The following is a 24,583-nucleotide window of genomic DNA, read 5'->3' as shown; positions in this document are numbered from 1 at the left end:
CGGCCAGGCTAATCGCGCAGCTTTCCTGGCCGGCGATTTCTTCGCGTCCGTCCCAGGCATTTGCGAAAGCCTCGACTTGAGTTGCATCAAGGACGTCTGCCGCTTCGACGTTTAGGCTTGTTCGAAAGGAGAGCAGCCATGTTCATAGCGCCCGACGATTTCCGGATCAAAGCAGACAACTTCGACCTCATGCGAATGGACAACGTCATTCGCATCGCGTGCGGCGCCTTCTATCTTCCTCACGTCGCCGGAAAGTTCGTCGGCTTCGGCGTTCTCAACCCGGCCATCGTCAAGTTCTTCGCGTCTGCTGGCTTGTCGCCGCCCGAGGCCTGGGTCTACGTCGCCGCCGCGGCCGAATTGTCGGTCGCCATTGCGCTGACGCTTGGCATCTGCACGCGCTTCGCCGCGCTCGGTTCGGTCGGGCTGATGGCCGTGGCGGTCTATTCGCTCCAGACTGTGAAGGGCTTTGGCTGGACCTGGAACACGGGCGGATACGAATATCCGGTGTTCTGGGGCATCTGCTCCCTCGCTTTGGCCGCGCAGGCCTGGCAGGTCTGGCTGGGCCGGCGGCAGGACGTCGCCCCGGCTGGCAAGCTGGTGCGGATTGTCGCCGCGGAGTAATGGCCCCACCGCCTCGCCAGCACCACCGCCGCCAGCGTGAAGATCAGTGCTGCAATCTGCCCCGCTCTCCTGTTCGTTTGTCGGTCACCTTGGCCAGCCCAAAACATCCCTGTTCGTCACCTGGCAAGCCAATACCCTTTACAAGCCCGAATATGGCCGGGATGACGATCAGCGTGAGCAGGGTCGACGAAATCATCCCGCCGATCATTGGCACCGCAATGCGCTGCATAATCTCCGAGCCCGTCCCGGTGCTCCACATGATCGGTAGCAGGCCCGCCATGATCGCGACGACTGTCATCATCTTGGGGCGTACGCGCTCCACCGCGCCATCCATGATGGCGTCATAGAGGTCGCGGCGGGTCAGGGCCCGCCCCTCGGCGGCACGCCTGGCCGCGGTCTCAGCCAGCGCCTGATTGAGATAGATCAGCATGACGACGCCGGTCTCTGCGGCGACGCCAGCGAGCGCAATGAAGCCAACGGCGACCGCCACTGAAAGGTTGAAGCTCAACCACCACATCAGCCAAAGCCCGCCGACCAGCGCGAACGGCAGCGAGAGCATCACGATCATCGTCTCCGCGATCGAACGAAAGTTCAGGTACAGCAGCAGGAAGATGATCAGCAACGTCACGGGCACGACGATCTTCAGCTGCGCGGTTGCGCGCTCCAGATATTCGTATTGACCACTCCACATCACGTAGTAGCCCGGCGGAAACTTGATGCTGGCCTGCACAGAGGCTTTAGCGTCCGCGACGTAGCCCCCGAGGTCGCGATCGCGGATGTCGACGTAGATGTAGGTCGCGAGCTGGCCGTTCTCGGTCCGGATCGAGGTCGGCCCGCGCGCCGGCGCGACCTTCGCGACCTCGCCGAGCGGTACCGCGCCGCCGGCGGGCATCGGCACCAACACATCGTTGGCGATGGCCTGCGGATTGTCGCGCAGATCGCGCGGATAGCGCATGTTCACGGTAAAGCGCTGCCGCCCTTCCACGGTCGTGGTCACGGTCTGGCCGCCGAGTGCAGTCGCGATCGTGTCCTGAACGTCCTGGACCATGATGCCGTAACGCGCCAGCGCGGCACGGTCCGGGGTGACTTCCAGATAGTAGCCGCCGATACCGCGCTCGGCGTAGGCCGATGAGGTGCCCGGCACGGCCTTGAGGACCTGCTCGATCTGCTTGGCGAGCTTATCGATCTCGACCAGGTCGGTCCCGATCACCTTGACGCCGATCGGCGTTCGTATGCCCGTGGACAGCATGTCGATGCGGGCCTTGATCGGCATGGTCCAGGCGTTGGAGACCCCAGGAAACTGCAGTGCCTTGTCCATTTCGGCGATCAGTCCATCGATGGTCACACCGGGCCGCCACTCCTGCTTGGGCTTGAGGTTGACCACCGTCTCAAACATCTCGGACGGTGCCGGATCGGTCGCCGTCGCGGCGCGCCCTGCCTTGCCGTAGACTGAGGCCACTTCCGGAAACGAGCGGATGATCCGGTCCTGGGTCTGCATCAGTTCGCCGGCCTTCGTGACCGAGATGCCCGGCAGCGTCGTCGGCATGTAGAGCAGCGTGCCTTCGTTGAGGTTCGGCATGAACTCGGTACCGAGTTGTCGCGCCGGCCAGATGCTCACGGCCAGAATGGCGAGCGCGAGCACCACCACCAGCGTCTTGGCGCGCATGACGCCCTTGATCACCGGGCGGTAGATCCAGATCAGGACGCGGTTGATCGGATTCCTGTGCTCCGGAACGATCCGCCCGCGCACGAAGATCACCATCAGAGCCGGCACCAGCGTCACCGACAGGAGCGCAGCGGCCGCCATCGAGAACGTCTTCGTGAACGCCAGCGGGCTGAACAACCGCCCCTCCTGCGATTCCAGCGTGAAGATCGGCATGAAGGACACAGTGATGATCAGCAGGCTGAAGAAAAGTGCAGGCCCCACCTCCGAGGCGGCGGCGATCAGGACGTCGATCCTGGGCTTTCCCGGCTCGGCGCGTTCGAGGTGCTTGTGGGCGTTCTCGATCATGACGATGGCCGCGTCGACCATGGCGCCGATCGCGATCGCGATCCCGCCGAGGCTCATGATGTTGGAGCCTAAGCCCAGCAGCTTCATGGCGCCGAACGCCATCAAGACCCCGATGGGCAGCATCAGGATCGCGACAAGGGCGCTACGGACGTGCAGCAGGAACACGATGCAGACCAGCGCGACCACGACGCTTTCCTCGAACAGCGTGTGCTTGAGCGTGTCGATGGCCGCGTAGATCAGGTTGGAGCGATCGTAGACCGGCACGATCTCGACCGACTTCGGAAGGCTGGAGGCGATCTCCCGGAAGCGCTTCTTGACGTTCTCAATCACCTCCAGCGCATTGACGCCGAAGCGCTGTAGTACGATGCCGCTGGCGACCTCGCCCTCGCCGTTCAGCTCCGTGATGCCGCGCCGCTCGTCGGGGCCCAGTTCGACACGCGCGACGTCGCGCAGCAGCACCGGCGTCCCGTTGTTCGTCTTCAGCACGATGTCGCCGAGGTCGTTGATCGACTTGATGTAGCCCTTGCCGCGGATGACGTACTCGAACTCGGACAGTTCGACGGTCCGGCCGCCGACGTCGGCATTGCTGGCGCGGATGGCATCGCGCATCTTCTGCATGGTGATGCCGCGGTCGCGCATGCGTTGCGGATCGAGGATCACGTTGTACTGCTTGACGAAGCCGCCGACGCTCGCAACCTCGGCGACACCCTCGGCCTTCGCCAGGGCGAACTTCAGATTCCAGTCCTGGATGGTGCGGGTGTCGGCGAGATTCAGCTCCTTCGACATCACGGCATACTGGTAGACCCAGCCGACGCCGGTCGCGTCGGGGCCGATCGTGGGGCTCACGCCGGCAGGCAGGCGCGCGCTGGCGCCGTTGAGGAATTCCAGCACGCGCGAGCGCGCCCAGTAGATGTCGGTGCCGTCCTCGAAGATGACGTAGACGAAGGAGACGCCGAAGAAAGAGAAGCCGCGCACGACCTTCGATTTCGGCACGGTCAGCATCGCCGTCGTCAACGGATAGGTGACCTGGTCCTCGATCACCTGCGGGGCTTGGCCCGGGTACTCCGTGTAGACGATGACCTGGGTGTCCGAGAGATCCGGGATGGCATCGAGCGGCAGATGCAGAAGCGCGTACAGCCCCGCCGCGGCGGCGAAGCCGGTCCCGAACAGGACCAGCAGCAGGTTGCGGGCGGACCAGGCGATGAGACGCGCGATCATTGCTGCGCCCCCTCGGTAAAGCCCTTCAGCGCGGCCTTCAGGTTGCTTTCGGCATCGATCAGAAAATTCGCCGAGACCACCACGGCCTCGCCCTCCGCGAGACCCTGACGGACCTCCACGAAGCCGCCGCCCCGGTGGCCGAGCCTGACCTCACGAGGCTCCAGCCGACCCTGGCCCTTATCGACGAAAACGGCTTGCCGGCTGCCGGTGTCCATCACCGCGCTCTCCGGCACTGCGAGGACGGCATCGCCGCTGCCGGTGTCGATGTCGGCGTCGACGTACATGTCGTGCAGCAGGATCAGGTCCGGATTCTGCAGTTCGATCCGCACGCGCGCCGTCCGGGTCTCCTTGTTGATCTCGGGGTAGATGACCTGGACCTTTCCCGTGAACTCCCGTCCCGGAAAGCTCCGCGCCTTGACCGTGACGGGCTGGCCCGTGGCGATCATGCCGACGTCGCGTTCGGCGACGTCGATCAGGGCCCACACCATCGAGTGGTCAGCGATCCGGAACAGGACGCCGCCCGGCTCGACGCGCATGCCCTCGATGGCGTTGCGCTCCAGCACGATGCCGTCGCGCGGCGAAGTCCATCCGATCGACGTCGGCACGGTCCGGCTCTTCTCGATCGCCGATATCGCAGCATCGGGCACGTCCAGATTCATCAGGCGCTGGCGCGATCCACGGCCATACTGAACGTCGCCGCTGGTCGTCTTCGAGGTGATGGTGGTGAGGTACTCGGCGGCAGCAGAGGAGACGGATGGGCTGTAGACCTCCATCAGCGGCTGCCCCTTGATCACGTGAGATCCGGTCGTGACGTCGGCGACCTTCAGGATGAAGCTTTCCGCCCGCATGGCGACGACGGAGATCCGCCGCTCGTCCAGCGCGATCGTGCCCGGCGCCCTGATGACGGTCCGGATCACGCGCATCGCTGCGGGCTCCGACTTGACGCCGGTCCGCTGGATCTTGCCGGGCGAGAGTTTGATCGACCCGTCGTCGCTGTCGTCGCCCTCGTAGACGGGGATGTAGTCCATTCCCATCGAATCCTTCTTCGGCGTCGGCGATGTGTCCGGCAGGCCCATGGGATTGCGGTAGTATTTGATCTTGCGCTCTCCGGAGGCGCCGGCCGGTGTCGCCGGCGGCGGGGCTGCCACCTGCTCGTCGTCGAAGCTGACGTCGGCGCCTGCGGGCACCGCGCGGAAATCCCGGCCATCCCGGGTCTTTCTCGGCACCAGCGAGTACGACGGTTTGCCGTCCGGATCCTGGTAGTAGATCGCGGCGCCGCTCTCCTCGGCCGCAGCGGGGCCGATCACGGCGGCGATTCGCGCCGTCGGCCGCTGCGGGCCGGCGACGACGAACGCGATGCCCGCCGCCGCGATCAACGCGGCGGCCAGGCTTGCTGAGATGGGGCGGGTCACTTCTGCGCCGTGATGACGAGCTTGTTCTCGACGGTGCCGGTCTCGCCCTGGACCTTGGCTCCGAGCGAAAGCTGCCACCGCCCCGCCATGCCGAAGGTCGCCTTGAAGCGGTACGTGCCCGGCTCCGTCCCCGGCATGGGCGCGACCTTGGTCGCCATCTCCTGCATGCCGTCCGGAGCCATGTCCAAACGGCTGGCGAAGATCACCGCATCCGGCACCGGTTTGCCGGTCTTGGTGTTCACGAGCCGGACGGTGACGACCTTGTCTGGCCCGGCCTGCACCGATTGGTCGACGAGCTCGAACTTATAGTCCTTCATGTCGGCCAATGCGGCCGAGCTTGCGCCGCCGATGGCCGCAGCGATCAACGCGGCCTGGACGGCGCGCGCGAAGGTAGACGTCTTCATGTTGTATCCTCGATGTCCTGAATTCGCCGCCGAGGCGGCGCGCGTCATCCGCGCGCGCGAGGCGCACGGACGCGATCGGCGTCAAGCGCCGCTCAGGCCAGGGTTCGAGGGGGTTGGTCGGGAGGTGGACGGACCAAACCGTCGCCGACCAAATCGTCCGCCACCGAGTGGGTGGTCCGGATCGCGTGTCGCAGCGGCAAAGCGACGGCCTCGGAGGGTCCCGCCTGGGTCGTCTTCAGAACGCACATCGCAACCAGCGGGCAGTCCAGGCAGTCATTGCTCTTCTGGTCGTTGGGGCAACAGGGCATGTCGGCCGACATCGACATGTCGCTCATGCCGTCAAGACGAGCTTGCGCAGCGGCCGACGGCGCCGCCAAGGGCGCCAACGTCAAACCGACGGTCACCAAGACCGCGAACGCAACTCTGAGCAATCGCCGCAGATTCATGGCCCGAACATCCCACGGGCGGCGGAACTTTGGAAGCTCGCCGCCTTCACATGTTCGAAATCGTCAGCCGCAGCAAGGCGGACATCGGGCGGCCAAACTTCATGAGTCCGCGCCCTATTACCGCGTCGCCAGCACCACCGCCGCCAGCGTGAAGATCAGCGCGGCGATCTGCCCTGCTCCCAACGGCTCGTGGAGCGCGATCGCGGACGCCACCACGCCGATGACAGGCACTGCCATGGTCCCGATCGCGGCGACCGAGGCCGGCAGGCGCGCAAGGGCAGCGAACCAGCTGACATAGGCGATGCAGAACTGCACCACGGTCGAATAGACCAGCAGCCACCATCCGACCGGCGTCACCAGCTCCAGATGCGTGGTCTCGACGGCGAGGCCGATGATCGTGATCGGCAGGCAGCCGATCCCGATCTGCCAGGCCGCGGCCGTGATCGGCGGCAGACGGATCGGGTACTTCTTCGAAAACACCGTGCCGAGTGCGAAGCCGAGTGCGCCGCACAGCGCCATGATGATGCCCGGCAGCTTGTCCGCGGTGGCGGCAAAGCCGTTGCCGCCCATGATCGAGGCGAGGCCGGCAAAAGCCATCACCAGCGCGATGGTGCGCAACAAGGTCGGCCGCTCGCCCAGCACCGGCCAGGCGATCAGCGAGGCCCAGACCGGCATGGTGTAGGCGATCAGCGCCGCTTCGCTCGCCGGCAGCCACAGCAGCGCCAGGCCCATCAGCACCATCCAGCCGGTGACGTTGAGGACCGCGGCGGTCACAAGGCGCGGCCAGATCTCGCGCGGGACCCTGAGGCTGTCAGCGCGCATCAGCGCCAGCGCCGCCAGCAGCACCGCGCCCAACACGCCGGTCACCCCGCGCAAGGTCAGCGGCGGCAGCTCGGACAACAGGAATTTCGTCACCGGCCAGTTGAAGCCCCAGCCCACCGAGGTGATGGCGAGGAACATCAGGCCGGCCGGGGCGATGCGCGCTCGCAGCACCGGCCGAGTCGAATCAAGCATGTGGGTAGTCCGGCAAAATCTGATCGAGCTTGGCGCGGATTCGCCCCTCCCACCACCACCCCGGCGGGAATGCCTGCCCTCACCTTCCGTAGCCCTACGTGAGTCCCCCGGAGGCAAGCCCGCCATTCAAAAATATACCTGCCCTGTGAACAGCGGGGTGAAGCCTCAGCGGCGCCCCAAGATGGAAATTTTTTCGGTTGGGAATCCCTGAGGACTCACTGATACTTGGCTCAACAACAGGCGCGGGCCTGCCCCCTGTTATCCCCCACAATCCACCATATTTAGTATTTGATTCAGGAACTCGCACTAGTTCTTGACGGGCGTAACGGAGAGTCCTAGTTTTCGATCCGTTCGGCGCGAGTGTGTTTGCGTCCCGCCGGCACTCCCCCAAAGGGTCTGCAAAACAGCACTCCGCCAAGCCAGACAAAGGCAGCGGGATACGGGCTTGTCTGCCCGGCGAGAGCGGACTTTTCGGGCGCCTGAACGGGCTGGAAACAGGCCCGGATGGCAATGGTTGAAGACGTGACGTTGTGGGGCGTTGAACGCATGTCGGGCTCATCCCTTTGGGGCGGATGGGTCTGGACGTGCCGGCGGATGATCGGTGCGCGCATCGAGGAATCGCGTCGGGAGAAAATGGGCCGGGTCTACCGGCTGAACTGCGATGCCAAGGGCCAGGCGGCCTCGAGCACCGCGAAATGAAATGATGACCCGGTACGCCTGAACGGAGGCGGTCCGGTCAAAGATAGGACGGGGCAAGACCATGCGGATTGAGCGGCGCCACACCACTTCGGGACAGTCACCTTACGCCGGCATCGAGTTCCGGCTCACCACGTCGGAGATCAGGAATCCCGACGGCTCGGTCGTGTTCAAGCTCGACAATGTCGAGGTCCCGACCGCGTGGTCGCAGGTCGCCTCCGACGTCCTCGCCCAGAAGTACTTCCGCAAGGCCGGCGTTGCCGCGCGCCTGAAGAAGGTCGAGGAAGAATCCGTTCCCTCCTTCCTGTGGCGCTCCGTGCCCGACACCGAGGCGCTCGCCCTCCTGCCCGAGAAAGAGCGCTTCGTCAGCGAGCTCTCGGCCAAGCAGGTGTTCGACCGTCTCGCCGGCTGCTGGACCTATTGGGGCTGGAAGGGCAACTACTTCTCCTCCGACGAGGACGCCCAGACCTTCTACGACGAGCTCCGCTACATGCTGACCATGCAGATGGTCGCGCCGAACTCGCCGCAATGGTTCAACACCGGGCTTCATTGGGCCTATGGCATCGACGGCCCCGGCCAGGGCCATTATTACGTCGACCCCTTCACCGGCAAGCTGACCCGGTCGAAATCCTCCTACGAGCATCCGCAGCCGCACGCCTGCTTCATCCAGGGCGTCGGTGACGACCTCGTCAACGAGGGCGGCATCATGGACCTCTGGGTCCGCGAAGCCCGCCTGTTCAAATACGGCTCCGGCACCGGCTCCAACTTCTCGCGCCTGCGCGGCGAAGGCGAACGCCTCTCTGGCGGCGGCCGCTCGTCCGGCCTGATGAGCTTCCTCAAGATCGGCGACCGCGCCGCGGGCGCGATCAAGTCCGGCGGCACCACGCGCCGCGCCGCCAAGATGGTCGTCGTCGACGTCGATCACCCCGACATCGAGACCTATATCGACTGGAAGGTGAAGGAGGAGCAGAAGGTCGCGGCTCTCGTCACCGGCTCCAAGATCAACCAGAAGCACCTCAAGGCGGTGCTCAAGGCCTGCGTCAATTGCGAAGGCTCGGGCGACGATTGCTTCGATCCCGAGAAGAACCCGGCGCTCCGCCGCGAGATCAAGCTCGCGCGCCGCAGCCTCGTGCCTGACAATTACATCAAGCGCGTCATCCAGTTCGCGAAGCAAGGCTACAAGGACATCCAGTTCGACGTCTACGACACCGACTGGGATTCGGAAGCCTACCTCACGGTATCAGGCCAGAACTCCAACAATTCGGTGTCGCTGAAGGACGACTTCCTGCGCGCGGTCGAGACCAACGGCGACTGGAATCTCGTCGGGCGCACCACCAAGAAGATCACCAAGACGCTGAAGGCGCGCGACCTCTGGGAAAAGATCGGCTACGCCGCCTGGGCGTCGGCCGACCCGGGCCTGCACTTCAACACCACCATGAACGACTGGCACACCTGCAAGGCGTCCGGCGACATCCGCGCCTCCAATCCGTGCTCGGAATACATGTTCCTGGACGACACGGCGTGCAACCTCGCCTCTGCCAATCTGCTGACGTTCTACGACGTCCCCTCCAAGCGCTTCGACGTCGAAGGCTACGAGCACCTCTGCCGGCTCTGGACCATCGTGCTCGAAATCTCGGTGATGATGGCGCAGTTCCCGTCGAAGTCGATCGCCGAGCTCTCCTACGAGTTCCGCACGCTCGGCCTCGGCTACGCCAATATCGGCGGCCTCCTGATGACCATGGGTCTGTCTTATGACAGCAAAGAAGGCCGCGCGATCGCCGGCGCGCTGACCGCGATCATGACCGGCATCACCTACAAGACTTCGGCCGAGATGGCGGCCGAGCTCGGCACCTTCCCCGGCTACAAAAAGAACGCCGCGCACATGCTGCGCGTGATCCGCAATCACCGCCGCGCCGCCCATGGCCAGTCCAACGGCTACGAGGCGCTGAGCGTCAACCCCGTGCCGATGGACCTGGTGTCCTGCCCGCAAGGAGACCTCGTCACGCATGCGCAAGCCGCCTGGGATGCGGCGCTCGAGCTCGGCGAGAAGCACGGCTATCGCAACGCCCAGACCACGGTGATCGCGCCGACCGGCACGATCGGCCTCGTGATGGATTGCGACACCACCGGCATCGAGCCTGATTTTGCGCTGGTGAAATTCAAGAAGCTCGCCGGCGGCGGCTACTTCAAAATCATCAACCGCGCGGTCCCGGCAGCGCTTCGCGCGCTCGGCTATCGCGAGAGCGAGATCGCGGAGATCGAGGCCTACGCCGTCGGCCACGGCTCGCTCTCCAACGCGCCGGGCATCAACGCCTCGACGCTGAAGGCCAAGGGCTTCACCGACGAAGCCATCGCCAAGGTCGAAAAGGCGCTGCCGACCGCGTTCGACATCAAGTTCGCCTTCAACAAATGGACTTTTGGCGAGGACTTCATCCGCGACCAGCTCGGCATCGGCGCAGAGGCGATCGCGGCCCCCGGCTTCGACCTGCTCCAAGCCGTCGGCTTCACCAAGCGCGAGATCGAGGCGGCCAACGTCCACATCTGCGGCGCGATGACGGTGGAAGGTGCCCCGCACCTCAAGGCCGAACATTATCCGGTGTTCGACTGCGCCAACCCCTGCGGCAAGGTCGGCAAGCGCTATCTCTCGGTCGAGAGCCACATCCGCATGATGTCGGCGGCGCAGCCCTTCATCTCGGGTGCGATCTCCAAGACCATCAACATGCCGAACGACGCAACTGTAGAGGACTGCAAGTCCGCCTACATGCTGTCGTGGAAGCTGGCGCTGAAGGCCAACGCGCTCTATCGCGACGGCTCCAAGCTCAGCCAGCCGCTCAACTCGCAGCTCATCAGCGATGATGAGGACGAGGACGATGCGGTCGATCATCTCTACGACAAGCCGATGGCGGCCCGCACCGCCCAGGTCTCGGAAAAGATCGTCGAGAAGCTGGTCGAGCGCATCATCGTGATGCGCGAGCGCGAGAAGATGCCGGATCGCCGCAAGGGCTACACCCAGAAGGCGGTCGTCGGCGGCCACAAGGTGTATCTGCGTACCGGCGAGTATGACGACGGCCGTATCGGCGAGATCTTCATCGACATGCACAAGGAAGGCGCCGCACTGCGCTCCTTCATCAACAACTTCGCCATCGCGGTGTCGCTGGGTCTCCAGTACGGCGTGCCGCTCGACGAATATGTCGACGCCTTCACCTTCACCCGCTTCGAGCCGGCGGGCCCGGTGCAGGGCAACGACAGCATCAAATATGCGACCTCGATCCTCGACTACGTCTTCCGCGAGCTGGCGGTGAGCTATCTCAGCCGCTTCGACCTCGCCCATGTCGATCCCAGTGAGACCGGGTTCGACGTGCTCGGCAAGGGCGTCGAGGAAGGCAAGGAGCCTGATGATCACGGCCAGCGCGCCTCCAAGCTGGTGTCGCGCGGCCTCACCCGCTCCCGCACCGACAACCTCGTGGTGATGCGCGGCGGCTCGACCGCGGTCGCGCAAGGCAACGACAGCGCACCGGCGGGCGGCAGCAAGGTCACCTCGCTCGCCTCCCACGGCGCGGGCCGTGCCGGCGACGTCCTGGAAGGCGCGGTCGCGCTGAAGCAGGAAGTGGCCCACGACCTCTCGCCCACCGAGAAGTTGGAAGCCCTGCAATGGAGCAAGGCCGGCAGCGCGCAAGTCGCAGTGCCCAGCAAGGCCGAGCGCCGCGCGGAAGCCAAAGCCAAGGGCTATGAGGGCGAGATGTGCAGCGAGTGCGGCAACTTCACGCTGGTGCGGAATGGCACGTGCATGAAGTGCGATACGTGCGGCAGCACGACGGGGTGCAGCTGATACCAATAGCGCAAGCCGCCCGGAGGCATTGATGCCAGTTGCATTACGCCAGGGCGGCTTGCGTTACTACTTCTTCTCAAATGAGGGGCAGCCACCCGAGCTGCCCCATATTCATGTCAAAGGCGGCGGCCGGGACGCCAAGATTTGGCTTGAGCCTGGCATATCAATAGCCGACAGTTATGGGTTCAATCCGCGGGAACTTTCGAATATCCTGCGCGTCGTGGAAGACAATCGCGATCTTCTCCTGAAGGCCTGGCATGACCATTTCGGCAACTAGCGTTCGCTTCGACGAACACACGATGTGGGTCGAACTGTCCGATGGAAGGACACTCGGGATCCCGCTTGCGTGGTTTCCGCGCCTGCTCCATGCAACGCCAGACGAACGCAACCAGGTCGAGCTCAGCCGCGTCGGCCTGCACTGGGAAGCGCTTGACGAAGATATCTCCGTTGCCGGCCTTCTCGCGGGACGCGGCGATGTCACGCGCTCCCCGGAACACGCCGCCTAAGTGGCCGATCCGCCCTGCGGATGCGTCGCCCGGAAGCTGCAGGCAAGCCCGAGGTCTACGACAGCGACATGTGCTCGGTATTGCGGCGACAGCACGTAGGATGGGTGGAGCGAAGCGATACCCATCGCCGCCAAATCCACAGAAGGGATGGGTTTCGCAAGGGCTCAACCCATCCTGCGAGCTCATCAACACCCTGCCGCCGAAATTACCTTTGCGGTCGAGCCCTTCCCTCCTAAACTCCGACCACCGCCGGCATCGGTTCCGACGGGCCCGGTAGAAGCGGAGTCAAGTAATGCCCAAACCGGAAAGCTTCCCGATCGAGAAGATCTTCGTTCCCACGAAGCAGAAGAAAGCCATCAAGCCCGAGACCGTCGGAGAGATCGCTGAAAGTATGCTGGACATCGGACAACAGGAACCCATTTCCGTCCGGCTCGACGGAGACCGCCTCGTTCTGGTCGAGGGACTGCATCGGCTCGAAGCCTGCAAGGCGCTCGGCGAGACGACGATACTCGGTGTCATCGTCCCGGCGGAGGTCGCTCAACACAGGCCGCTGCTCTCCGAAGGACCCGCAGTCGAGGCAGAGCGCATCAAGATGGCGCGATTGAAACAGCTGCGCCTCGAGAAGGAAGCTGCGGAAGCATCTATGGCTGGCTCGAAGAGCGTCAACGGAACGGAACCGCCGCGCACCCGTCCGACGAAAGGCGTTCGCGACAATCCGAAGGCATCACCGGGCCGGACCGTGGGATCGACACCGACAACATTGTCGGACTGGATCACGCAGCAAAAGGGCCACGGCGGCCGCTATTGATTGTTGGCTCCAGCTCGGGTGGAGCGAAGCGATACCCATCACCGCTCGATCGGCGAGAGATGATGGGTCTCGTAAGGGCTCAACCCATCCTACGACCTTGAGCTCAACCCACCCTACGCGCTATCTACGCCCGCCTCACCGTATCTCGCTCATCGACACCTTGGCGGCGATCCCGTTCAACTCGGGCTGTTGCGATGCGAACTCCTCGTTGGACGATGAGCCTAGCGAGACGTCGACCATTCTGCGCTTGACCTGTTCGCATGTCTTGCGGACGTCTTCGGTGAACAGCGCACATTCTTCGATGCGCCTGAAGATCTTCCGACCCTCTTCACGATACTCCGCCGCCGTTTCTCGCATGAAGGCGATCGCATCATGGACCTGGGCTGTCAGCGCCTCGCATTTTTGCGCGGCGTCGATCAACTCGGTGCCCATGGCCTCGATCTCTTTTGCAGCGGACTCATAGTCCCGAACGACCGCCTCTGCACTGAGCGCGCCGACGCGCGTCACGCCCGCGGTGTGCTCGACGTAATCAGGCAGCGCAATGGAAGCAAGAGAGCTTCCCGAGCGTATCGATGCAATGTCCTCCTCGAGCTGGACCAGGTTTACTCCGTCCCGCCTGCGCAATTGTTCGACGTTTGCCATTATTGATCCTCCCATACGCACCCAGAACCCCTAACGGCATTGGGTTTATTACGGGGATAAGCTCCGTTCTACCCTGATGTATCCTTGACAGCCGCAGCTTTGCCGCTTTTTCCTGGTCGCCGCGAATGCACGCAGCGATTGACTTTTCGGCGTTCAACCTCTCACGGTGGCGGCCGGCGAAGATGGCACGCACGCCTCGCTAGAAGTCGACCTGTCGAGCAACAGACGCGCCAATACGCACGGTGAAGCGAGCACAGCTCGGATCGCGTGTGTGCGGGCCCGGAACTCGGATCACCTCTCCCCGCTCGGAGAGAGGTGCTCCGCGCACAGCCGACCCATCGGTGCTCTGGCCGCTGCGCCAAGACCGGCTACAAGACCGGCTAGTAGCAAGGCGGGTAAGGTTCGTAGCCGCAGCGGCGATAGCCGCCGTAGGCTCCGTAGGCACCGTAAGCTGCCGCACCAACCGCAGCAGCTCCGACGCCCACGGCAACTCCGCGGCGCACGACTGCACCACGATAGACGCCACCGCGATAGACACCGCCGTGATGAACACCAACTCGACCAACCCCGACGCCTCTTCGATACGCGAAGGCGTCGGTCGAAACAGTCGCGATGCAGGCGATGCCAATGATTGCGGATGCGGTAAGTGAAACGATGGTTCGGCGCGACATGTCCACTCTCCTTCCTGGATTGGAACGGTGCGTCAGCGTAATTCTCCAATCAGCGGGTTTTGTTGATTTAGAACAATGCGGGCCGTTGCGATCTGGCGGCCGAGTTCATAACGAGACAGCGAAACTGTCACGCTGACCTACATAGGGCATCAGCGGGAGCCACACCGATTTCGCTCATGTACCTGACGCTCCCGACGCATGCCGGTTCGGCAATGCCCACGCCCGCCCCCGAGCCCGCCATAATTTCTCCTTCGCACGCGCGTTGTGTTGGACGGCGGCGAGTCCTATCGTTCCGATCGGACTGCCGCACTCCCATTGACGCCCGACTGGATCGAGAGCGCATCGGTGCCCGAGACGAACGACCCCAAACCTGACGACCACAAGCCTGATGCCCCTAAGCCGGACGCTCCCAAGCCGGACGAGGTGCGCGCCGATGGCGGGCTGGCGCGGGCTTACGACCGGATCAAGAGCGCAGAGCAAGACCTTGCGCGGCTGGACCGGCTGGTTTCCGGAATGGAACGCGGCAGCGAAGGCCCGCGGGTCTCGCGAGCAAGCGCCGGTGCGGAGACTATCCAGGCTCCCAAGGACAAGATTCCCGAGGACAAGACTCCCAAGGCCGCGGCGCCGGCGCCAGATAGCGAGGTTCGCAACCAAGGCCTGAAGGGAGATCGGCCCATGCTGCGTGCTCTGGTCGGTCTCGTGCTGGCGATCGGCATTCTCGGTGCAGCCTTCGCTTCGCAATATAGCGATCAGGCCAGGTCGATGACCAAATCGATCATGGCGCGATGGGCTCCACCGGCCGCCACTCGGCCTCCGCAAGCGTCCGCGGTTGAAAGTCCGGCGCAACCGGCGGCCGTGCAGCTGGCTGCCGCGGATGAGCCCGGCACGGTGCCCGCGCCGCCGGTCGGCAAGGACACTGAGAGCAATGCAGGGTTTGACGCTCCAAGGCCCGACGCTTCAAGAACTGGCGCCACAGCACCTGCCCCCTCGTCGTCCGATCTCGCGCAATCGCTCAAGACCATCACCAGCGAGCTTGCGAGCATGAACGGAAAGCTCGAGCAACTGAAGAGCCGCAACGAGCAGACGCTGCGCGAGCAGGCCGACACCATTCAACAGCTCAAGGCGGCGCAGGAGAAGGATGCGGCGGCTAACGCACGCCTCGCCGCACAGGTCCAGGCGCTGCAAAAGGAGCCGACGACGTCATCCGCATCTTCATCCGCACCCGCACCCGCGAAACCCGCCGTGCGGAGCGCAATCAACAACGATACCGCTGCGCCTGCCCGGCCGCACGCGCAGGCGGCCGCACCCCGGCGGCCCAGGCCGCCGTCGCGCGGGCCCTGGATGCCCCCGCCTTATATGGTCGATCCCTACTACGGCGATCCGGATTGGTGAGCCCGCGGGATGGGTGGAGCGAAGGGATACCCATCGCTAGCTAATCGACAGAAGCGATGGGTTTCGCAAGGGCTCAACCCATCCTACTAGCTGCATATCCATTCACCCCTCTCCCAAGCCGAGGATGAAGGTTTCAAGATCGGGCGCGAGTTCGTTTGTGTTCGGGAAATCGGCGAACATGTCGCCACCGTCCACCGGTTCATGCTCGTGATCCCAGTAGAAGACCTGCCCATAACTGTCCTCCTCCAGACTCAGCAGGAACAGATCGCCGCCGGGATCGGGTGCGAAGGGGCAGCTCAGCCGGGGGATTCGATTCATGCTCCGATACACATCGTAATTGTCGATGACGCCGTAGCTGTCGGTCGGATGCGTCGTGAATAGCACGTCCAAAACGGTGCGGTCGTTGCGCCAAGGCAGCTCGACGCCGCAGCGGTCGAAGCCGCCGCCGTCCGATTGCGCCAGCAGCTCCTTGTAGGGCGCGGGCAACGGCGCACCGATGTGTTGCTCCAACGCGCGGATGGCGTTGGAGGGCGCCGGTGTCCGTCGGTCGTCCATGAGATCCAGATAGTTCATCGGCCTAAACTTCGTGCCCCGTGGGCCATCAAAGCGCCCGCGCTAGTGAGCACACCACTAGATCGGTGTGGCCAAATCCATGGCGTAGTCGAGCACCGAGCCCGAAGGATGGGTAGAGCACTTGCGAAACCCATCGTGCGATGACGGCGATTGGTGGGTCGCTTCCGCTCTACCCATCCTACAGCCTTTAGACGATCGCTTCGGTATCTGCCACTGAACGTTCTCCGCCGTCTGAACCGCCAGAAGGACGCGTTCTGCTCCCAGCCGCGAAAATGTCGTGCACGAGGCCAAGCTTCCCGAGCCCGAGAATGATCAGGCCGTTGATGTCGATCTCGTACCAGGCGTGCGAAATGTAGGCGTCGCGCGGAAACCGGTGATGGTTGTTGTGCAGGCCTTCACCGAAGGTGAGGATCGTGGTCACGAACTCGTTGGTGGTGCCGTCGTCGAGATCGAAGCGGCGGTAGCCGTAGCGGCCGTCGCTGTGGCAGACCGAGTTGACCAGCGATGTCGCCATGGTCATGAGGTAGCTGCGGAACAGGCCGGAGAACAGGATGCAGCCGGTCATCGTGTGCACGCCGCCAAAGGCGTAGCCGATCGCGCCCGGAATGATCACCGCCGAGAGCGCGTACCAGTACCAGCGCGTCCTGGTGAAGAACATGGCGATCGGATCGGCCAGGATATCCTTGGCGTAGTATCCGGCATCGGTGGTGGCCTGATCCCACACCCAGCCGCCTTGCGCATGCATCATCCCCTTGGCGAAGGTGACATAGGGATTGCCGTCGCCGTCATAGTAAGGGCTGTGGACGTCGCCCGGCTTGTCGGAGTGAAGATGGTGCCGGCGATGATTGCTCACCCATTTCAGGATCGAGCCCTGCACCGCCATGGTGGCGATGGCCGCGAACAACGTCCGCATCACCGGACCGCAGCGGAAGCTGCGGTGGACGAAGTAGCGATGCATGAAGCCGATCCCGACCGTGGACAGCGCGAACGTGCCGGCGAAGACCGAAACCTCCACCCAGCCGATGCCTTGCCAGAACGCCCAGACCAGCGCCGCGATCGAACCGCCGATCATGATGACGAAGGAGATGTAGGAATCGCGAAACTTGGCGTCGACCACCGGCCCTTCGACCAGCACGCCCGGCGGCATCTTCCGCTCCGCAGCTTCCGCCGACACCACGCTTTCAATGACGGTCATTCCAACGATCCATTCACACAAAATTAACCCTGTTGCGGCGCACAGTACAACCTCGGGTTATTTCCATCAAGGATACGAGCTGCCGTGGGAGTACGGAGCGGCGACTTGAAAAGACGCGACCAGAGAGAAAAGAAGCCGGATTTCAAGAGCTGGTGACCGCGTTAACCAGCTACAAAGCCTCCGCAATGCACTCCCAAAAGACCGATGCCAGCACGAAGCAAGCCCCTCCTCTCTCGCCTTCGCAAGCTCCGGCGTAGCGCGCGATGGATGCGAAAGACTTTCGCGCGCGCACCGCGGATGGTTCAGATCGGGGGCGCCGTGGCGATGCTGCTTGCGGCCGTCGCGCTCGTGAACATCGCCTATCAAACGATGCGCAAGCCGACCGAGCTGTTCGTCCTTGTCGGCCACGCGCTCGACAAGGAGCCATCGGAGACCTGGCGGCAATACGGGCCGCTGTTCCGCAAGCATGCCACCGCGACGATCACGCCCGAATTGCTGGCCGCACTGGCGCAGGTCGAGAGTTCAGGCAATCCGCTCGCGCGCACCTACTGGCGTTGGCAATGGAGCCTCAATCCGCTCGCGATCTACCGGCCCGCCTCCAGCGCCGTCGGCCTCTTCCAGATGCTGGACGCAGCCTATGCCGACGCCGCGCGGTTCTGTATTCGCAGTAACGCGGTCACGGAAGCCGGCTGCGGCTCTCCCTTCCTCTATGTCCGCGCGATTCCGAGCCACGCCATCGAGCTCGCATCGGTGTATCTCGATCGCAATGTCGCCGATGTTCTCGCCCGTGCGGGTGATGTGAAGGCGAGCGCGCGCGAGCGGCAGGATCTGGCCGCCTTCATCCATCTCTGCGGCGCCGGCCCCGCCACGGCCTACGCACGCCGCAAGTTTGCGATGATCGCCGACGAGCGTTGCGGCGATCACCTCGTCACGAGCTATATCGCCAGGGTCAACGCGATGAAGCGGCAGTTTCAGCGGCTTGCGGCCGACGACGATTAAGGACGTAGCCCGGATGAGCGCAAGCGAAATCCGGGATTCGTGCCATGCGGGCGATCGTGCGATGCGGATGGTCCGGATTACGCTTTCGCTCCATCCGGGCTACGGGATCACCACCAATACGGCCACCGCCAACCCTCATACCGCACCCACGACGACACCAAAGGCGGTCCGTACGGATCGACCCGGTCATCTTCCGGGCGATAACGATAACGCGGAACAATATTGTAATCCCACGGCGTCGGCCTGAGCACGGGGACATCCACCCTCAGCCGTTGTTCATCCACCACGCGAGCCTTCCGCGTCCGGGCGTCGGCATCCGATATTCCGAGATTGCACAGCACCAGGGCGGTTCCGAGTGCACACGCGACAGTCATGATCTTCATGCGTTGGTCTCCTTGCCCCAAGAGTGCAAAAGGACGCCAAGCAAGGCAAGCCCAATTCGCTGTCGGGTTGCTTGGCGCGCGAAGAGCGACGGAGCGAGCGTAGCCTGGATGGAGCGCAGCGAAATCCAGGGTGTCTTGCCACAAGCTGCCCGATTCCCGGATTGCGCTTCGCTCCATCCGGGCTACAGTTCCCCGCTGCAGCACCACTTAATCTGTGCGCCCCGCCCGGCCCCCGCGCCCCTACTCCCGCGCACGTCGCACCGCCTCCTGAAGCTTCATCCGCTGCTTGTCCCACCGGCTCTGCTCTGCCTCGGCACGCTGATCGAGCGCAGCGCGCTCCGCGTCGATCGCCTCCGCCCGCTCCTCGTGCTCCCGCCTCGCCTCGTCCAGCGCCGCCTGTGCACTCGCGACCGCTTTCTCGCGGCGCGCGCGCTCCTTGGCGCGAGCGATCTCCTCCTTGCGGCGCTCGGCTTCCCGCCGGCGCTCTTCCTTCGCGAACGCCGCGGCGGCCTTGCGCGCCTGTTGATCGTCGATCTTGCGGGATGGTTGCTTTGCAGCCTTTGAAGGACTCTTTTTCGGCTTGGATTTCGGCCTGCGCTTCGTCTTGGCCGCGTCGTCAGCGAGATCGGTCGGCAACTCGGAATGCTCGGTGAACGCCCCATCCGATCCGACCGGACGCCTGAGCACCACGCCCGGCTTCTCCATGGTCGCCGCGACGATGTCGGGGTCGTCAGTCTCCTTCGCGGCGCCCTGATGAAACAGATTGGACCTGGCGCCCCAGGCGTCCAGCGCTGCCTTCATCGAGGGCGCGGCGATCGCCTGGTCGTAGAAGCCGAGCGAGGTCTGGAAGGTCTTCAGTTTTCTTTTTGGTTTTGCTTTTTTCGGCATGTCGCTCCGCAGCTGGCGAGCCACCAGCTTCCAGCGGCGCCATCATGCCATACTGCTCCTGTTTTGCCCGACGAGTCAAATTCGATTCGGTATCGCCGAAGTGGATTTGAGGCCGTAGCCCGGATGGAGCGCAGCGTAATCCGGGACCGGTGCCCCCGCAGGATTCCCGGATTGCGCTTCGTTCCATCCGGGCTACGGCCCATCGTCAATGATTTTTCGGATTTGCAACATTCTGAAATCCCTCGGGATTTCTACTGTGCATGGGGTTGTTTTCGACGTTTTGTTTTGACAGGTCGTCACCTACGCCGCGTTGACATCCTCAGGCGCCGGTCCCGCGACGAGCCCGTCGAGGCCGACCATCAGCAGATCAGCGATGTGCATCAGCTGATAGAGCGGAATGTCCGCCTGGCCCTGCTCGGCCAGCGACACGAAGGCGGGCGTGGCGCCGATGAGCTCGGCGAGCTGGCCTTGCGTGTAGCCGCGCTTTTCGCGCGCAGCCTTGAGGCGCGCACCGATCCCGAGCCGGTGCCGGGACTGCTCGTCCGCGGTCATCATCACGGCCTGCTCATCCGCGCTTGCATAGCCGTCCACGAACGCGCTGCCGATCAGCCTGCCCTTGCGCCAGGCGACCCGGCAGTCCTTGCGCAGTCCGCTGCTGAAGACCAGCGTGAACTGCTCGGCCACCCAGAGCGAGGCGTTGAGGCCGAGGCGCGCGCCGGTGCCGGAGACATCGCGAATCGTGCAGGGTGCGCTGATGGTCTTGCCGGTGCCGTTGTCGAACTCGACAATGCCGGTCCGCAAAATGTGATGTCTGACTGCGGCGCGGTGCTCGCTCATGACGGGACGTGGCTCCTGGACGCTCCTTGCGCAGCGACGTCGAACCGACGCAGCCGCAAAAATCCCGGACCTCGATACCGCAGATTTTTTCCTGAACTCCTAAATTTCCAAGGGTTCCCCAAGGACTGAAAGCCATGGTAAAGGATTTGCTCCCAATCCATCTTTTTCCGGCGGAAAGCGTGCGGCGCGCCCGTGACGGGCGACGAGGCGAACGATGACCGACGCGATGAAATGCCCGACCTGCAACTCCGAGCACGCCTATCAGGATCGCGGCCTCTGGGTCTGCCCGGAATGCGGCCATGAATGGAGCGGCACGGCGGAGGCCGCCGCGGATGCCGCGCAGGAGGCCGGCGTGCGCGATGCCAACGGCAATGCGCTCGCCGATGGAGACAGCGTCATCGTGATGAAAGATCTCAAGGTCAAGGGCTCGTCCTCCGTCGTCAAGGGCGGCACCAAGGTCCGCAACATCCGCCTGCAGGACGCCACCGACGGCCACAACATCGCCTGCAAGATCGACGGCATCGGCGCGATGAATCTGAAATCGGAGTTCGTGAGGAAGGCGTAAGCCGAGCCCCCGGACTCGCCAGGGCAAATCCGCTAGCGAACGCGCCGAGCGGCTCGGGCGGGAGCTGACCTGTCGCGGCGTCAAGTTTACCGCCATCGAATGGTAAGCGCCGTGCGGAGGCCGCAATCTATCGCTGCCGCTGCGCCAGATAGAATCCGCACAGCACCGTCACCAATCCCGCCGTCTGCAATAGTGTCGGTGGCTCGCCGAGCAGGAGCCAGCCGGTGAGCACCGTCAGCGCCGGCACGCAGGCGGGGACAACGGCGGCGCGGGCCACGCCGAGGCGTTGGACCGAGACGGCGAACAGATAAAGCGCAGCGGGACCTGCAAGCACGCCCTGCGCCAGCGCCTGAATGGCGTTCTCACCGATACCGATCGCCGCGATCCGCGCGAGCCCGCCGGTCATGAGGTAGATCGGCAACAGCAGCAGCGACAGCACGTTGATGACGAGCGCAGCCGACACGGCGGAGACACGCCAGTGGCGCAGCAGCGCGCCGAAACCTGCGAACATCAATCCGGTCAGCACGAAGGTCAGATCGCCGAGCACGCCGTCGACGCCGATATGGCCGATCGATTCCGCGCCGATCACACCAAGCCCGCCGACGATGACGACAGCGCCGGCGATGCGCGACGCGGAAACATGCTCCTTCAGGAACAGGGCCGCGAGCAGCAGGCCGCCGAGCGTCGCACAGGAGGGCTGGATCACGCTGCCATGGCCGAGCGGCACGAACAGAAAACCAGTGTAGGAGATCAGCGACATCACCGGGCCGCCGAGCACCATCAGCACAAGGCCCCTGCCCCAACCGATGCCGCAGAGATCGGAGATTCCGCCGCGTACCACCAACGGCAGGAATGCGATGCCGGACCAGACATAGCGATGCACGAGCAGATCGACCGGCGTGAAGCCGACCTTGAGGCCGTGCCGCGTGCCGGCGAAGCCAAGCGCCCAGAACACCGCCGCGGCGAGGCCGCAGAGCACGCCGACAAGGGCCGGCGCCTGATCGTTCCTCCGAATGAGAGCGTCGGCGCTCGTTCGCTGATCCATGGAGCATGCCTTATGTCAGCAAGCGACGAGGCTCAACCCATGCGGTTGCAGGGCTGGCACGCGGCGGAAAATATGCCTGCTCATCGAGCCTCCTCGCCGAACACCATCCGCCATCTCTTGCGCGTGTCCACGTATTCCCGCACCTCGCGGATCTTGTCGCCGGCCACCGTGAACACGAAGCTATAGTCATTCTCGTAACGCGCTCCCCCGGCAAGTGTAGCGCGCATCCGCTCCTCCACGATCACGACATCGTCGTCGGCATAGACGCCGCGAAAGCCGATATCGATCCCGGAGAACATCCTGTGCATCTCCTGCGCGATGAAGCGCGCGATCGCTTGCGCGCCGATCATGTGGTCGGTGTAATCGAGCGCGACCGCGGTGGCGTTGCCCTTCGGCGCGATCCACTCAGCGTCGTCGGTGAACAGCGCGGCGATGCGCATCGAGTCGCATACTGAAACAATCTTCCAGGCGTTGAGGACGATGTCTTTCGGGCTGGTCACGGCGGGCTCCAAGACTGGCATCGCAGGGGGGCTTGCGTCGAGGGCGGCTTTCTAAGCCGCCCTGCCCATCGCGGCTCGCCGCAATCGGACTCGGTCATCCCGCGGCCCTTTCGCCTGCGCGGCCATGCGCTATCATCAGGCCATGCTGAGCTTTGATGTCTGCAATGCAGCGCGCCTGCGCCGCGATCCCCGCTATGACGGCCGCTTCTTCACGGCGGTGAAGACCACGGGCATCTATTGCCGCCCGGTCTGTCCGGCCAAGCAGCCGCTGACGCGCAACGTCTCCTACTATCCGTCAGCCGCCGCGGCCGAAGCCGCAGGCTTCCGCCCTTGCCTGCGATGCCGTCCCGAGACCGCACCGTTCTGCCCGGCCTGGAACGGCACGCGCTCGACGGTCGCACGCGCGGTGAAGCTCATCAATGAGGGCGCGCTCGACGAGGATTCGGTGGTGTCTTTCGCGATGCGGCTCGGCATCTCCTCGCGTCATCTGGCGCGATTGTTCGAGCGTCACGTCGGCACCACGCCGCAGCAGCTTGCGAAGACGCTGCGCGTTCAGCGCGCAAAACGCCTGCTCGATGCCGGCGATCACACGATGACTGACATCGCATTCCAGGCCGGCTTCGGCAGCCTACGCCGTTTCAACGCCGCCTTCGCAGAGCTCTACGGCCGCTCGCCGTCGAGCCTGCGCTTATCGAAGCATGCGTAGCCCGTCAGAAAAACCCGGGGCTGAGATCGAGCCCGTATGTCAGGCTGAGCACGAACACGAACAGCGCGGCGGCTGCGAACAAGGCGAGATGCCTGAGAATGAACGCGCGCGGCGAGACGCTTGCAACAACGGCCTTCTGTGCAACGGGCATGACTACTCCATTATGAAAATGATTCTTGGCTGCTCAATAAGCGGCGCCCGCATCAAGCGCCGCGATCTGCAAAGCAACTATTAAAGAGATCACACTCGCTTTGAACGGCCATACACAAGTGGCAGGTGATCACGACTCGCTGCACCAAAAAAAAGACCGCGCTCCCGAGAGGGAACGCGGTCCGGGCAGGCTCGGAGAAAACGAGCCTGCATCACGTTGACTTGATGTTGGCTAGTGGCGCCCCCGGGTTAGCGGGCGCTGCCCGCCGTGACATCAGCGGTCTTCATCTTGCGCGGCGACAGAACGCGGGTCTGGTGGACCGAAGCGATCGTGGTGGGCGCCGAGGCCTGCTGCTCGACATGCGCGGCACCGAGCACGCGCACCTGCATCGGGGACACCGGAAAACCGTTGGCCTCGTAAGTCGGCAGCTCGGCGGCGAAAGCCACGGTGCTGCCAGCGATCGTCAGGATGGCGGCGGCGATCGACAGAGTCTTCTTGTTCATGGGTGATGCTCCTGAATGAAACGTTCGGAGCACATCTAAGCGCATTTTGCTGCATTGCGACATGCACTGCTGCAACGCAACAACGCGCCGAGTGCATGGCAATATGTTTAATGCGCGCCCCGGCGCGACATGACGCTGTTATGAGCGGCGGTCAGCCGCCGAGCACATGGCCCCAGCCGTCGAAAACGTAGTCCTTCCAGATCACGGTTCCGTCACCGCCTGGCCGGCTGGCCCGCCTGAAATCATCGGCCTGCTCAGCGGTCCAGGTGATGATCGTATCGGAGAGCTGGTCGTGCAGGATGGCGGGCTCGGTGGGGTCGAAGGCGTCCATCGGACGAAGCGAGGAGTGCGTCATGGGCGCCTAACGCGCCGACCGTGACAAGGTTGCGCAACGTGTGGGCGAAACACCTTACGCCGGCCGGTGCCAAAATATTCGCCTTTATCGAATTTTCTACACCGCCCGCGCGCAAGCGCCGGTGGAACTGCGATGGGAACCCGCGTTGCCGCCGCGCAACACCTGGTCGAAAAGCCCGCTTTCGCCGAATTGCGCCATTGCGCTGCCACACCG

The 24,583-nt window shown here is 64.0% G+C and carries 27 protein-coding genes; 10 read left to right on the top strand and 17 right to left on the bottom strand.

Annotated elements, in window-relative coordinates; genetic code table 11:
• The first annotated feature begins 138 nt into the window (after positions 1-138).
• Positions 139-621, top strand: coding sequence for a DoxX family protein (locus tag FXB41_RS27295; RefSeq protein ID WP_007591652.1), 483 nt, complete (start codon positions 139-141; stop codon positions 619-621).
• 43 nt (positions 622-664) lie between these two features.
• Here FXB41_RS27295 and FXB41_RS27290 read toward each other — a convergent pair whose 3' ends face one another.
• From FXB41_RS27290 to FXB41_RS27270, 5 genes are all read right to left on the bottom strand, one after another.
• A complete protein-coding gene (locus tag FXB41_RS27290) occupies positions 665-3,850 on the bottom strand; it encodes an efflux RND transporter permease subunit (protein ID WP_219683929.1) in 3,186 nt (1,061 codons plus the stop codon).
• Positions 3,847-5,262 carry an efflux RND transporter periplasmic adaptor subunit gene (locus FXB41_RS27285; protein WP_219683928.1) on the bottom strand — a complete coding sequence of 472 codons (1,416 nt, stop codon included), beginning with the start codon at positions 5,260-5,262 and terminating at the stop codon, positions 3,847-3,849. The genes FXB41_RS27290 and FXB41_RS27285 overlap by 4 nt, the downstream gene beginning before the upstream one ends.
• Positions 5,259-5,666: a FixH family protein gene (locus FXB41_RS27280; protein WP_219683927.1), complete on the bottom strand. Its 408-nt coding sequence runs from the start codon at positions 5,664-5,666 to the stop codon at positions 5,259-5,261. The genes FXB41_RS27285 and FXB41_RS27280 overlap by 4 nt, the downstream gene beginning before the upstream one ends.
• A 92-nt stretch (positions 5,667-5,758) precedes the next feature.
• Positions 5,759-6,112: a hypothetical protein gene (locus FXB41_RS27275; RefSeq protein WP_219683926.1), complete on the bottom strand. Its 354-nt coding sequence runs from the start codon at positions 6,110-6,112 to the stop codon at positions 5,759-5,761.
• A 117-nt stretch (positions 6,113-6,229) separates the two neighbouring features.
• Positions 6,230-7,126: a DMT family transporter gene (locus tag FXB41_RS27270; protein ID WP_219683925.1), complete on the bottom strand. Its 897-nt coding sequence runs from the start codon at positions 7,124-7,126 to the stop codon at positions 6,230-6,232.
• Positions 7,127-7,630: 504 nt separating this feature from the next.
• Here FXB41_RS27270 and FXB41_RS27265 point away from each other — a divergent pair.
• The 5 genes from FXB41_RS27265 to FXB41_RS27245 all read left to right on the top strand — a co-directional run bounded on the left by FXB41_RS27265 (position 7,631) and on the right by FXB41_RS27245 (position 12,965).
• On the top strand, positions 7,631-7,825 hold the full coding sequence (locus FXB41_RS27265) for a hypothetical protein (protein WP_219683924.1): 195 nt from the start codon (positions 7,631-7,633) through the stop codon (positions 7,823-7,825).
• A 61-nt stretch (positions 7,826-7,886) separates the two neighbouring features.
• Positions 7,887-11,651, top strand: coding sequence for a vitamin B12-dependent ribonucleotide reductase (locus FXB41_RS27260; protein WP_219683923.1), 3,765 nt, complete (start codon positions 7,887-7,889; stop codon positions 11,649-11,651).
• A gap of 31 nt (positions 11,652-11,682) precedes the next feature.
• The gene (locus FXB41_RS27255) at positions 11,683-11,928 is read left to right on the top strand and encodes a DUF4160 domain-containing protein (RefSeq protein ID WP_007591667.1); all 246 of its coding nucleotides are present in this window, start codon (positions 11,683-11,685) and stop codon (positions 11,926-11,928) included.
• Positions 11,909-12,157: a DUF2442 domain-containing protein gene (locus tag FXB41_RS27250; protein ID WP_007591670.1), complete on the top strand. Its 249-nt coding sequence runs from the start codon at positions 11,909-11,911 to the stop codon at positions 12,155-12,157. Before FXB41_RS27255 ends, FXB41_RS27250 begins: the two co-directional genes overlap by 20 nt.
• A 292-nt stretch (positions 12,158-12,449) precedes the next feature.
• Positions 12,450-12,965 (top strand): ParB N-terminal domain-containing protein, encoded by a 516-nt coding sequence (locus tag FXB41_RS27245; protein WP_219683922.1) that lies wholly within the window; start codon positions 12,450-12,452, stop codon positions 12,963-12,965.
• Positions 12,966-13,100: 135 nt separating this feature from the next.
• Here FXB41_RS27245 and FXB41_RS27240 read toward each other — a convergent pair whose 3' ends face one another.
• Together FXB41_RS27240 and FXB41_RS27235 are read right to left on the bottom strand one after the other, a co-directional pair.
• Positions 13,101-13,622 carry a hypothetical protein gene (locus FXB41_RS27240; protein WP_088940854.1) on the bottom strand — a complete coding sequence of 174 codons (522 nt, stop codon included), beginning with the start codon at positions 13,620-13,622 and terminating at the stop codon, positions 13,101-13,103.
• Positions 13,623-13,987: 365 nt separating this feature from the next.
• Positions 13,988-14,278: a hypothetical protein gene (locus tag FXB41_RS27235; protein ID WP_219683921.1), complete on the bottom strand. Its 291-nt coding sequence runs from the start codon at positions 14,276-14,278 to the stop codon at positions 13,988-13,990.
• A 345-nt stretch (positions 14,279-14,623) separates the two neighbouring features.
• Here FXB41_RS27235 and FXB41_RS27230 point away from each other — a divergent pair, with 345 nt between their 5' ends.
• The gene (locus FXB41_RS27230) at positions 14,624-15,670 is read left to right on the top strand and encodes a hypothetical protein (protein ID WP_219683920.1); all 1,047 of its coding nucleotides are present in this window, start codon (positions 14,624-14,626) and stop codon (positions 15,668-15,670) included.
• A 102-nt stretch (positions 15,671-15,772) separates the two neighbouring features.
• Here FXB41_RS27230 and FXB41_RS27225 read toward each other — a convergent pair whose 3' ends face one another.
• A complete protein-coding gene (locus tag FXB41_RS27225) occupies positions 15,773-16,243 on the bottom strand; it encodes an SMI1/KNR4 family protein (protein WP_007591679.1) in 471 nt (156 codons plus the stop codon).
• A 187-nt stretch (positions 16,244-16,430) separates the two neighbouring features.
• Positions 16,431-17,438, bottom strand: a complete 1,008-nt coding sequence (locus tag FXB41_RS27220; protein ID WP_219683919.1) for an acyl-CoA desaturase — start codon at positions 17,436-17,438, stop codon at positions 16,431-16,433.
• Between the two features lie 267 nt (positions 17,439-17,705).
• On the opposite strand from FXB41_RS27220, the gene FXB41_RS27215 reads away from it, so the two are divergent.
• Positions 17,706-18,437: a transglycosylase SLT domain-containing protein gene (locus tag FXB41_RS27215; protein WP_376707513.1), complete on the top strand. Its 732-nt coding sequence runs from the start codon at positions 17,706-17,708 to the stop codon at positions 18,435-18,437.
• A gap of 107 nt (positions 18,438-18,544) precedes the next feature.
• On the opposite strand, the gene FXB41_RS27210 is transcribed toward FXB41_RS27215, so the two are convergent.
• From FXB41_RS27210 to FXB41_RS27200, 3 genes are all read right to left on the bottom strand, one after another.
• On the bottom strand, positions 18,545-18,820 hold the full coding sequence (locus tag FXB41_RS27210) for a hypothetical protein (protein ID WP_083869795.1): 276 nt from the start codon (positions 18,818-18,820) through the stop codon (positions 18,545-18,547).
• 240 nt (positions 18,821-19,060) lie between these two features.
• On the bottom strand, positions 19,061-19,708 hold the full coding sequence (locus FXB41_RS27205; protein ID WP_219683917.1) for a cell envelope biogenesis protein TolA: 648 nt from the start codon (positions 19,706-19,708) through the stop codon (positions 19,061-19,063).
• 300 nt (positions 19,709-20,008) lie between these two features.
• Positions 20,009-20,545 (bottom strand): helix-turn-helix domain-containing protein, encoded by a 537-nt coding sequence (locus FXB41_RS27200; protein WP_219683916.1) that lies wholly within the window; start codon positions 20,543-20,545, stop codon positions 20,009-20,011.
• Between the two features lie 214 nt (positions 20,546-20,759).
• Here FXB41_RS27200 and FXB41_RS27195 point away from each other — a divergent pair, with 214 nt between their 5' ends.
• The gene (locus tag FXB41_RS27195) at positions 20,760-21,110 is read left to right on the top strand and encodes a zinc ribbon domain-containing protein YjdM (protein ID WP_007591698.1); all 351 of its coding nucleotides are present in this window, start codon (positions 20,760-20,762) and stop codon (positions 21,108-21,110) included.
• A 127-nt stretch (positions 21,111-21,237) separates the two neighbouring features.
• Here the strand turns inward: FXB41_RS27195 and FXB41_RS27190 are convergent, their stop codons facing one another.
• A complete protein-coding gene (locus FXB41_RS27190; protein ID WP_219683915.1) occupies positions 21,238-22,155 on the bottom strand; it encodes a DMT family transporter in 918 nt (305 codons plus the stop codon).
• A gap of 80 nt (positions 22,156-22,235) precedes the next feature.
• Positions 22,236-22,655, bottom strand: coding sequence for a nuclear transport factor 2 family protein (locus FXB41_RS27185; RefSeq protein ID WP_311985914.1), 420 nt, complete (start codon positions 22,653-22,655; stop codon positions 22,236-22,238).
• Between the two features lie 124 nt (positions 22,656-22,779).
• Here FXB41_RS27185 and FXB41_RS27180 point away from each other — a divergent pair, with 124 nt between their 5' ends.
• Entirely contained in the window at positions 22,780-23,361 is a 582-nt protein-coding gene (locus FXB41_RS27180; RefSeq protein WP_246649236.1) for a bifunctional transcriptional activator/DNA repair enzyme AdaA, read from the top strand.
• 4 nt (positions 23,362-23,365) lie between these two features.
• Here the strand turns inward: FXB41_RS27180 and FXB41_RS27175 are convergent, their stop codons facing one another.
• From FXB41_RS27175 to FXB41_RS27165, 3 genes are all read right to left on the bottom strand, one after another.
• Positions 23,366-23,512, bottom strand: coding sequence for a hypothetical protein (locus tag FXB41_RS27175; protein WP_167552239.1), 147 nt, complete (start codon positions 23,510-23,512; stop codon positions 23,366-23,368).
• 248 nt (positions 23,513-23,760) lie between these two features.
• Positions 23,761-24,015 carry a hypothetical protein gene (locus tag FXB41_RS27170; RefSeq protein WP_219683913.1) on the bottom strand — a complete coding sequence of 85 codons (255 nt, stop codon included), beginning with the start codon at positions 24,013-24,015 and terminating at the stop codon, positions 23,761-23,763.
• 151 nt (positions 24,016-24,166) lie between these two features.
• Positions 24,167-24,370: a hypothetical protein gene (locus tag FXB41_RS27165; RefSeq protein WP_219683912.1), complete on the bottom strand. Its 204-nt coding sequence runs from the start codon at positions 24,368-24,370 to the stop codon at positions 24,167-24,169.
• Between the last annotated feature and the right edge of the window lie 213 nt (positions 24,371-24,583).

The organism is Bradyrhizobium canariense, from assembly GCF_019402665.1.
GTDB classification, from domain to species: Bacteria; Pseudomonadota; Alphaproteobacteria; order Rhizobiales; family Xanthobacteraceae; genus Bradyrhizobium; species Bradyrhizobium canariense.
Note: the sequence above shows the minus strand (reverse complement) of the source record. Positions and strands in the feature narration are given on the sequence as shown.